This is a genomic window from Aureimonas sp. ME7 (genome assembly GCF_903970965.1).
Taxonomy (GTDB): Bacteria; Pseudomonadota; Alphaproteobacteria; order Rhizobiales; family Rhizobiaceae; genus Aureimonas.
On sequence record NZ_CAJCKW010000030.1, the window covers coordinates 1 to 9,672 of the forward strand.

Genomic DNA, 9,672 nt, shown 5'->3' on the forward strand with positions numbered 1-9,672 from the left:
ATCTTATCCAGCGATGAGCACAAAACGCAGCTACAGAGCGCCGCCTTTCGATGTCCAGCCATCCGGTCGGTCCCAAAACGTCGAACGACAACAGGGTTCGACGTTTTGAAACAGCCTGGACCCTTTGCGGCCGTTGGGGCCTCGCAGGCCGCCTTTCAATAGCGGACATGAATCTCGTGCTGAACGTGGGATCGCCCCAGAAAGGAAGCGTGGCAGGCTCCTACGGCATGCCGGCTGAGATGCGCATCCGGGATAGACGTCATCTTGTGCGGATGGTGCGACTAGGGCCATATCTTCCGTCATGGGACAGGTTCTCAACGAAGCCATCAGACAGGAGCCACACCGCCAGCCCTGCGGTGCGTGCGCGCAGTGCGACGTGCGCACCATGGCGGTCTGCGCGGCGCTGGACGACGACGAGGTCGGGGCCCTGGAGCTCATCATGACCTCCCGGCGCCTGGAACCGAACGAAACTCTCGTCGAGGAGGGCGCGACGAAGAAGCGAGTCTTCACGCTGACGTCCGGCATGCTGCGGCTTTCCGTGGCCCTGCCCGACGGGCGTCGGCAGATCACCGGCTTCCTGATGCCCGGCGACTATCTCGGCCTTGCCGACGACAAGGTCCATTCCGCCAGCGCCGAGGCCGTCGAACCCTCGGCCCTGTGCGCCTTCCCGGTCCGGCAGATGGAAGCGCTGACCGCACGCTACCCTAAGCTTCAGGACCGGCTGCATCGCTTCACGCGCGCAGCGCTGCGGCAGGCGCGCGAACACCAGCTCATCCTCGGCCGCCTCGCACCCGTCGAGAAGCTGGCGAGTTTCCTTGTTCTGCTCTCGGCGCGGGCGGTCGAGCACCGGCTCGCTCCGAGCCCCGTGCGCCTGCCGATGAGCCGGGGCGACATCGCCGACTATCTCGGCCTGACGGTCGAGACGGTCAGCCGCTCCTTCACCAAGCTGAGGAACCAGGGCCTGATCGCCATGCCGGATCCACATGCGATCGAGATCGTCAACGCCCAGGCTCTCAAGGCGGTGGCCGGCTTGCCTGATCACGGATCCTGAACCAATCCGCCGTTCACCAGTCGGAACCTCCGGTCGAAGCCGCCTGCCGGAAGCTCCGCATGGGTTGCGAGGATCACCGTCCGGCCTGCGCAGGTTTCCGCGACTTCTCCGAGGAAGGCCGCCTCCGTCTGTCGGTCGAGACCGCTCGTCGGCTCGTCAAGGACGAGAATCTCAGCAGGAGAAAGCAGCACGCGTGCCAAGCACAGGCGCCGAGCCTCTCCGGCCGAAAGCGTTCGACCGGCTTCGCCGAGCGGCGTGTCGAGCCCAAGCGGCATCGAACGCACGAGCGGTGCCAGCCGCACTCGTTCCAGCGTGGTCCAGAGGTCTTCGTCGGAAGCCTCGGGGCAGCCGAGGAGAAGGTTGCCGCGCACCGTGTCGAGAAAGATCGGCGTGTTCTGCTCAAGGAAGGCAACGCGCGAGCGCAGGGCGGCCAGCCCGCAACGGCGCACGTTGATGCCCGCCACCAGGACACGCCCGCCCTGCGGGTCCGACAACCGCAGCAACAGGTTCAGGAGAGCGGACTTGCCCGAGCCGCTTGGCCCCCGGATCGCGACATGCTCTCCGGTCCCCACGGTCAGGCAGACGTCGCGCAGGATTGGCCGGGCGGGGTCGAAGCCGAAGGTCACCCATTCCAGGGCGAGCGATCCACCTTCGGGCAGGCAGCATGGCACCGCCGGGTCCGCGATCGCGGGTGAGCGGGCGGCAAGCTCGCGCAAGCGCCGAGCCGCCCCCTGCGCCTCCCCGAGTCGGGCGGTACCACGAAGGGTGAGCGCGCTCGCCTCGAAGCTGCCAAGCACGGCGAGAACCAACCCGGCGAGCAACGGGCCGCCGATCGTGCCCGCTTCCAGCGCCGCAAGGCCGGCGAGGAGCACGCCGAGGGCCGTCGCCCCGGCGCAGAGCTGGACGGCGGCCGACCCCACGGCCGCCCGCCAACCCTGTTTCCTACGCAGGGCACTGAGGCGCCCGGCACGGGCTGCGAAGTCGCGAGCTGCCTCGCCGACGCGGCCAAAGGCGACGAGGTCGGCATGGCCATCCACGCCGTCAAGCGCGGCGGCGCGCAGTTCGGCCGAAACCTCCCGGATCGCCGCACCACCGCGCCGCCCGGCGAACGAGAGGGCGAGCGGCACCAGCACACCGGCCCCGAGCCAACCGGCCGCGTAGATCGGCGCGGCCTGCGGCAGGAGATGGTAGAGCGCCGCGAAGAGCCCGGCGCCAACCGCCAGGTTCGCTAGAAGCGGGCCGACCGCCAGTAGGAACACGGTGTCGAGCGCGTCGACGTCGGCGGTGAGCCGCGAGACGAGATCCCCGCGACGCACGGCAGGGTCGGCGGGCGAGACGCGCGGCAGCATTCGTCGAAAGGTCCAGGCCCGGATCGTGCCGAGGCTGCGCAGGGTGGCGTCGTGGCCGGCGAGCTTCTCGCCATAGCGCGCGCCGATCCGCAGGAAGGACAGGCCCCGCACCGCCGCCGAAGGGCCGAAGAGGTTGAAGGCAGCGCCAAGCGTCGTCAGGCTGGCGGCGGTGAGGAACCAGCCGGAGACGCTCAGAAGCAGGATGCCGGCACTGAGCCCGACGATCGATAGGGCGAGCGCGAGGACAAAGCCGCGGGCATGAGGCGCGAAGAGTGGGCGAAAGACCAGAAGCGCGTTCATGCGGCCGTCTCCAGTATGATCTGTGGTTTCGGCACGGGAACGAGGCGCCCGTCGCGGAAGCGCAACGACGTGCCCAGCGCGTAAACGACGCGGGCCGAATGGGTGGCGACGAGAAGCGTCCGGCCTTCAACGAACTCCAGGAGGCCGCGCAGGACCTCGGCTTCCGTCGCTGGATCGAGATGGGCCGTGGGCTCGTCGAGGAGGATCAGCGAGGGGTCGCGCAGGTAGAGCCTGGCCAGCGCGACGCGGTGACGCTCGCCGCCCGACAGCCCAAGTCCGTTCTCGCCGACGGGCGTGTCGAGACCGAGCGGCAGCTCGCGCGCGAAGGCGTCGACGCAGGCTCGAGCCGCGGCCTCCTCTACCTTGGCGTCATCCGCTCTGGTTCGACCGAAGCGGATGTTGTCGCGGATCGTGCCGACGAAGAGATGCGGGCGCTGCGGCAGGAAGGCGACGCGCTCGCGGAAGGTTGCCTCCCCGATCTCGGGCAAGGGAATGCCGCCGAGAAGTACGGTGCCATCGCCTGCCCGAAGTCCCGCGAGCCGTTCCAGAAGTGTGGACTTGCCGATGCCGCTCGCGCCTTCTAGCGCGACATGGGCCCCGGCTGCGACGGACAGGTCGATCCCTTCGAGGACGGTCCGCACGCCGTCCGGCGTCGAGACCACCAGCCCGCTAGCGTTCAGGCCAAGCGGGCCTTCGGGAAGCCGACTCGTCGCGACCACCGCGTCCGTCCCGGACTTGAGGTCGGGCAGCGTCCCGAACAGCTTGGAGAGTTCGGCAACCGCCGCCTTGGCGCCCGCGCGGTCGTGGTAATGGGCCGCCATGGTGCGTAGGGGATGGTAGACCTCCGGTGCCATAACAAGGCAGAACAGCCCCGCCTGAAGCGTCAGGCCATCCGAGTGGAGGCCGACCAAGCCGAGATAGGTGAGCCCGACGTAAAGGGCGACGCCCGCAACGCCGAGCGCGGCAAAGAACTCCAGCATCGCCGAGGAAAGGAATGCGATGCGCAGGACGCGCAGCGTGCGCCGGCGCAATTCGTCCGTCGCGCGCTCGGTGCGCCCCACCTCCGCCTCGCCGCGCCCGAGAAGGGCAAGCGTCGTCAGCCCTCGCAAGCGGTCGGCAAAGTGGCCGGACAGCCGCGCGAGAGCGTCGGCCTGCGCTTCGGCCGCCCCCTTCGCGCCCCAGCCGGCCAGAGCCATAAAGAGCGGGATCAGCGGCGCGGTGATGAGGAAGAGCAGCCCGACGACCCAGTCCACCGGCATCACCGCGGCCGCGAAGGCGAGCGGCAGCACGGCGGCCCCGACCGTTGCGGGAAGAAAGCGCAGGAAGAAGCCGTCGAGCGCCTCGACGTGGTCGACGAGCGCCGTGCCGAGCGCGCCGGACGGGCGGCCGGCGGTCCAGTCCGGATGCTTCGTAAGAAGCGCCCGGAAAAGGACACGACGCAGCTCGAGCTTAATCCGCTCGGCGCCCGTCGCCGCGCCGATCTCCCCCGCGAGGCCGAGAAGGACACGAAACGCCATAACCGCGCCGAGGACCAGGATGTCGTCTTGAGAATCAGTGAGTGGCGCGCCTTCGCCGATCGCCCGGCCGAGGATGCGCGACAGGAGGAACGCCTGCGCGATGAGCGTCGCGCCCGACAGAAGGGGAGCCGCCAGCCCGAGCGCCAAGGGCCAGCCGCCGATCGGCCGGAGCCCCGCCAACCAGCGCGCCTGTGCGCGTTCCTCGGGTACGTCCATCGCCATTGCCGCCCGTCCTCGTGACCAATCGGCATGGCTTAGCGGGAGGGTTCGTCAGACGCCTTGATTCAAATCAAGGCGCCAGGAGAGGCACGGCCGTAGAGGGATAGGGGAAGGCCGGCAGGGCGTCGGCTCCAACCTTCGGGTGAACGATCATGATCGACATGACGGTCGTCGACCTGTCGCGGCTTCAGTTCGCGGCGACGGCGATGTACCACTTCCTCTTCGTGCCGCTGACGCTCGGCTTGTCCTTCATGATGGCCATCATGGAGAGTGTCTACGTGATGACGGGCCGCGAGGTCTGGCGGCGCATGACCCTGTTCTGGGGCACGCTCTTCGGCATCAACTTCGCCATGGGCGTCGCCACTGGCATCGTCATGGAGTTCCAGTTCGGAATGAACTGGAGCTACTACTCCCACTATGTCGGCGACGTGTTCGGCGCGCCGCTGGCGATCGAGGGCCTCATGGCCTTCTTCCTCGAAGCCACCTTCATCGGCCTTTTCTTCTTCGGCTGGGACCGCTTGTCGAAGGTCGGACACCTCGTCGTGACCTGGCTCGTCGCGCTCGGCGCCAACTTCTCCGCGCTCTGGATCCTGATCGCCAACGGCTGGATGCAGAACCCGGTCGGTGCGACCTTCAACCCCGACACGATGCGCATGGAAATCACCGACTTCATAGCGGTGATCTTCAACCCGGTAGCGCAGGCGAAGTTCGTCCATACGGTCTCGGCCGGCTACGTGACGGGCGCGATGTTCGTGCTGTCGATCAGCGCCTGGTTCCTGCTGCGCGGCCGGCACGTCGACCTCGCCAAGCGCTCGATCGCGGTCGCGGCTTCCTTTGGCCTGGCCTCTTCCCTCTCGGTCGTCGTGCTGGGCGACGAGAGCGGCTATGCAGCAACCGAGCACCAAAAGATGAAGATCGCGGCGATGGAGGCCATGTGGCACACCGAGCCCGCGCCCGCAGGCTTCAACCTTTTCGCAGTGCCCGGCGACCGGGAGAACTCCTTCGAGGTGCAGATCCCCTACGCGCTCGGCCTGATGGCGACGCGTTCCCTGTCCGGCGAGATCCCGGGCATCCTTGACCTCGTCGAGACTGCCGGGCAGCGCATCAAGAACGGCATCGTCGCCTACGGGGCTCTCCAGCGCATCCGCACCGACGGAACCGACATGGCTGCCCGCGAGACCTTCTCGGCCGGCTGGCGCGACCTCGGCTACGCCCTCCTCCTCAAACGCTACCGCGACGACGTGGAGAACGCGACGCAAGAGGAGATCACGCAGGCTGGGTTCGACACGGTGCCGGGCGTCGCACCGCTCTTCTGGAGCTTTCGCCTGATGGTCGCCTGCGGGCTCTATCTCATCGCCTTCTTCGCGGTGGCCTTCGTCCTCGCCTCCCGCCATCGCATCGGCGAGAGCCGCACGCTCCTGTGGATCGCGCTCCTCTCGCTGCCGACGCCCTGGATCGCGATCGAGGCCGGCTGGTTCATCGCCGAGTACGGTCGCCAGCCTTGGGCGGTGGAAGGCGTGCTGCCGACCTTCTACGCGGCATCCGGGCTGACGCTGACGGATCTTGCCATCAGCCTCGCCTTCTTCCTTACGGTCTACACGACGCTCGCCGTGGTGATGGTGTTCCTGATGCTGAAGGTCATCAAGGCCGGCCCCTCGAAGACCAACGTGCTCATCGACGGGATCGGCGGTTCGCAGATGATCCCCGACGGCGCCGCCGCCGCGCCCGAAACGCGCTGACCTCAAATTCCCAAGGCAACGGACATGACCCAGATTCCCCTCGACTACGAGACGATGCGTCTCGTCTGGTGGGCGCTGCTCGGCATCCTCCTGATCGGCTTCGCCGTGATGGATGGCTACGACCTCGGCGTCGGAGCGCTCCTGCCCTTCGCGGCCCGGACCGACGAGGAGCGGCGCATCCTGATCAACCTCGTCGGCCCGACCTGGGAAGGAAACCAGGTCTGGCTGGTACTGGGAGGCGGCGCGATCTTCGCCGCCTGGCCGGCCCTCTACGCCGCGAGCTTCTCCGGTTTCTACCTCGCAATGATCGCGATCCTCCTGGCGCTGATCCTGCGCCCTGTCGGCTTCAAGTTCCGGGGCAAGATCCACGATCCGCGCTGGCGCGAGACCTGGGACTGGGCGCTCTTCGTCGGCGGCTTCGTGCCGGCGCTGATCGCGGGCGTCGCGGTCGGCAACGTCCTTCTCGGCGTGCCCTTCGGCCTCGATGCCACGCTGCGCGCCTCCTACTCCGGCAATTTCTTTGGGCTGCTCACGCCCTTCGCCCTTCTCGCAGGCCTCCTGAGCGTCGGCATGTGCGTGGCACAAGGAGCGGCAGTGATCACGGCGCGCTGCGAGGGGCCGGTGGCGGAACGGGCTAGGGCCTACGGCGGCTGGGCGGCGCTCGCAACCGCCGCGCTCTTCGCCCTCGGCGGGATCTGGGTCGCCTACGGGCTGGAGGGCTATGTCGTCACTTCCGTGCAGGATAGCGCCGCGCCCTCCAACCCGCTCGCCAAGACGGTGACGCGGGAGGCGGGTGCCTGGGTCGCCAACTACGGTCGCCACCCGTGGATGCTGATCGCCCCCGCGCTCGGCCTTCTGGGAAGCCTTGCCGGCTTCGCGGGGCTGCGGCTCGGACTGAAGGTGCCGACGATCCTCGCCACCAGCACCGCCATCTTCGGCATCATCTCTACGGCGGGCCTGTCGCTATTCCCCTTCCTGCTGCCGTCCTCGACCACCCCGGATGTCAGCCTCACCGTGTGGGACGCCTCGTCCAGCCACCTGACGCTCTTCGTCATGCTGATCGCGACCGCGATCTTTCTGCCCTTGATCCTTCTCTACACGACCTGGGTCTACCGCGTGATGCGAGGGCCGGTCACCGCCGTCTCCATCGGCCGCAACCCCAACGCCTACTGAGGACATTCCCGATGTGGTATTTTAGTTGGATCCTCGGCGTCGGCCTTGCGTGCGCCTTCGCCATCCTCAACGCGATGTGGTTCGAGATGCGCGAGGACCGGCGCCTGTCGGCTTTGGCTGGCGACCCCGCGGGGCGTCCTGGTGCGGGAGATCCTGCCCGATGACCCTCGCCCGGCACCTCGCGGCGGCCCGCGTGCCGCGGTACACCTCTTACCCAACGGCGGCGGACTTTACCTCCGCCGTCGGTCCCGAGCAGGCGGCGCGCTGGCTCGGAGAGATCAAACCGCGGGAGAGTGTTTCGGCCTATCTGCACGTCCCCTATTGCCGGGACATCTGCCACTACTGCGGATGCCACGCGAAGGCCGCGCGCCGGGAGAGCGTGGTGGACGCCTTCCAGACAGCGCTCCGGGCCGAGATCGCTGTCGTGGCGCGCCATGCCAACGGTCCCGTCCGCATTGATAGGATCGCTTGGGGTGGCGGCACGCCGTCGATCCTCGGTCTCGGTGGACTGGCGTCTATACTTTCGCAGCTCCGCGATTCCTTGGACATGGGCGCGCTCGCCGAACATGCGATCGAGCTCGACCCGCGAAACGTCGATCCCGGCTTCGCCATGGGCCTCGCGGCGCTCGGGGTGACACGGGCGAGCCTCGGCGTGCAGGATCTCGATCCGGCGGTGCAGGAAGCGATCGGACGCTTCCAGCCGCAGACACAGGTCCGGCGGGCGGTGGACGCTCTGCGCACGGCCGGGATCGGGCGCCTCAACTTCGACCTTGTCTACGGTCTGCCGCACCAGAGCGAGGCGAGCCTCCGGCAGACGCTGGACGCGGTGGTCGACCTCGCACCCTCCCGCATCGCCTTCTACGGCTACGCCCACCTGCCGGCCCGTCGGGCCAACCAGCGCCTCATCGACGAGAGCGCCCTGCCCGGCACGCAGGCCCGTCTCGACCAGGCCGCCCTGATCGGCGACACCCTGAAGACCGCGGGGTTCGAGCGGATCGGCATCGACCACTTCGCGAGGCCCAGCGACCCGCTCGCTGTCGCCGCGCGGAAGGGGGGCCTCCATCGCAACTTCCAGGGTTACACGGACGATCCCAACGACGTCCTCATCGGTTTCGGCCCTTCCGCGATCTCGAAGCTGCCTGGGGGCTTCGCGCAGAATGCGAGCGACATCGGGCATTGGCGTGCCGACGTGACCGCCAGCAAGCTCGCGACGCGTCGAGGTCATGGCTTCACGGGTGACGATCGAAACCGGGCGCGCCTCATCGAGAGCCTTATGTGTACCTTCTCGACGGAGCTGGAAGAAGCGGATCTTCGCCTTGCCGACGAGTTGGCTTTGCTCAGGCCCTTCGCAATGGAGGGTCTGATCGAACTGGGGCGCGCACAGTTGCGCCTAACGGAGAGCGGCCGCCCCTTCGTGCGTCTCATCGCTGCTGTGTTCGATCGCTTTCGTACCGAAGCGGAACAAACCTTCAGCGAAGCGGTCTGAGCGAGTCCAGGCGACGATCAACGACCAATGATACGAGAGGAGCGATCCAGCCTTTCCTATCTGCGTTGAGGTTGTGTCCGCTTCAGGCCTTCGACCCCCAGAAGCGGACTGAAGGGTTTCCACCCATTTTCCCCATTGGCGGATATCACAAGACTGGCGCTTGATAATCGAGGACCAATTACAGAAGGGATTGTCGTTCGATCACGATGGTTCCCCGCCGCTTTTGTTGCTCTTGGCGACGGACTGGAGCACTTCGTCGGGCAGGGAGCGCTCAAGCTTCGACGCCTGTGACCAGTCTGCCCGCAGCCACAAGTCGAAGGGCAAGGGTTGCGCCTGCGACTGACAGGGACACGGACCCAACGCCCCTCAAAAGCCCCACTCCTCGCCATACCGTTGCAACTATGGAATTGCATGACCCAGAATATGTGAACTCCTTCATCGGCATGCGCCTTCGCGAGACGCGGTCTGCAAGGCGTCAGTCGCTGCAGGCCGTCGGCGATGCGCTCGGCGTCACCTACCAGCAGATGCAGAAGTACGAGAACGGCACTAATCGGCTGTCTGCGGCAAACCTGTATCGCGTGGCGCAGCATTTCGGGGTGTGCGTAACGACGCTTCTGCCAGCCTTGGCTACTGCCGAAGCTAACCAAACGGCTCCGTCAACCGACGCCGAGAAGTTCGAACGCCTGCCGCAGGACGTTCGCGAGGGGGTCCATCGTTTGATCGCAGCCCTTGCAGCCGCCAAGGCGTAGCCAACGCGTGGTAGGACGATCTGCTACCGCCCCAGCCCACAAACCTGCGCGTGATACACTGGGCCATCCCATTGGTCGCCGATTTCACA

Annotated in this window: 8 protein-coding genes; 6 read left to right on the top strand and 2 right to left on the bottom strand. The window is 67.2% G+C overall.

Annotated features, from left to right (window positions below; translation table 11 throughout):
* The first annotated feature begins 385 nt into the window (after positions 1-385).
* Positions 386-1,051 carry a Crp/Fnr family transcriptional regulator gene (locus H7A85_RS20325; protein ID WP_182422371.1) on the top strand — a complete coding sequence of 222 codons (666 nt, stop codon included), beginning with the start codon at positions 386-388 and terminating at the stop codon, positions 1,049-1,051.
* Here H7A85_RS20325 and cydC read toward each other — a convergent pair.
* Both cydC and cydD read right to left on the bottom strand, forming a co-directional pair.
* Positions 1,039-2,700, bottom strand: coding sequence for a thiol reductant ABC exporter subunit CydC (gene cydC, locus H7A85_RS20330; RefSeq protein ID WP_182422364.1), 1,662 nt, complete (start codon positions 2,698-2,700; stop codon positions 1,039-1,041). The genes H7A85_RS20325 and cydC overlap by 13 nt on opposite strands.
* Complete coding sequence (gene cydD / locus H7A85_RS20335; protein WP_182422365.1) at positions 2,697-4,439, bottom strand: thiol reductant ABC exporter subunit CydD; 1,743 nt, start codon at positions 4,437-4,439, stop codon at positions 2,697-2,699. The genes cydC and cydD overlap by 4 nt, the downstream gene beginning before the upstream one ends.
* A gap of 152 nt (positions 4,440-4,591) precedes the next feature.
* Between cydD and H7A85_RS20340 the strand changes: the two genes are divergently transcribed.
* From H7A85_RS20340 to H7A85_RS20360, 5 genes are all read left to right on the top strand, one after another.
* A complete protein-coding gene (locus H7A85_RS20340) occupies positions 4,592-6,175 on the top strand; it encodes a cytochrome ubiquinol oxidase subunit I (RefSeq protein ID WP_210270281.1) in 1,584 nt (527 codons plus the stop codon).
* Positions 6,176-6,199: 24 nt separating this feature from the next.
* On the top strand, positions 6,200-7,348 hold the full coding sequence (gene cydB, locus H7A85_RS20345) for a cytochrome d ubiquinol oxidase subunit II (protein ID WP_182422367.1): 1,149 nt from the start codon (positions 6,200-6,202) through the stop codon (positions 7,346-7,348).
* Positions 7,349-7,359: 11 nt separating this feature from the next.
* The gene (gene cydX, locus H7A85_RS20350) at positions 7,360-7,512 is read left to right on the top strand and encodes a cytochrome bd-I oxidase subunit CydX (protein ID WP_182422368.1); all 153 of its coding nucleotides are present in this window, start codon (positions 7,360-7,362) and stop codon (positions 7,510-7,512) included.
* Complete coding sequence (gene hemN, locus H7A85_RS20355) at positions 7,509-8,834, top strand: oxygen-independent coproporphyrinogen III oxidase (protein WP_182422369.1); 1,326 nt, start codon at positions 7,509-7,511, stop codon at positions 8,832-8,834. The genes cydX and hemN overlap by 4 nt, the downstream gene beginning before the upstream one ends.
* Before the next feature lie 401 nt (positions 8,835-9,235).
* Positions 9,236-9,583, top strand: coding sequence for a helix-turn-helix transcriptional regulator (locus H7A85_RS20360; protein ID WP_182422370.1), 348 nt, complete (start codon positions 9,236-9,238; stop codon positions 9,581-9,583).
* Positions 9,584-9,672 lie beyond the last annotated feature (89 nt).

What these genes read in the sequence shown, in the direction of transcription:
- H7A85_RS20325 (WP_182422371.1), top strand. Translation starts at nt 386, where the DNA reads ATGGCGGTCTGCGCGGCGCTGGACGACGACGAGGTCGGGGCCCTGGAG.
- cydC (WP_182422364.1), bottom strand. Translation starts at nt 2,700, where the DNA reads ATGAACGCGCTTCTGGTCTTTCGCCCACTCTTCGCGCCTCATGCCCGC.
- cydD (WP_182422365.1), bottom strand. Translation starts at nt 4,439, where the DNA reads ATGGCGATGGACGTACCCGAGGAACGCGCACAGGCGCGCTGGTTGGCG.
- cydB (WP_182422367.1), top strand. Translation starts at nt 6,200, where the DNA reads ATGACCCAGATTCCCCTCGACTACGAGACGATGCGTCTCGTCTGGTGG.
- cydX (WP_182422368.1), top strand. Translation starts at nt 7,360, where the DNA reads ATGTGGTATTTTAGTTGGATCCTCGGCGTCGGCCTTGCGTGCGCCTTC.
- hemN (WP_182422369.1), top strand. Translation starts at nt 7,509, where the DNA reads ATGACCCTCGCCCGGCACCTCGCGGCGGCCCGCGTGCCGCGGTACACC.
- H7A85_RS20360 (WP_182422370.1), top strand. Translation starts at nt 9,236, where the DNA reads ATGGAATTGCATGACCCAGAATATGTGAACTCCTTCATCGGCATGCGC.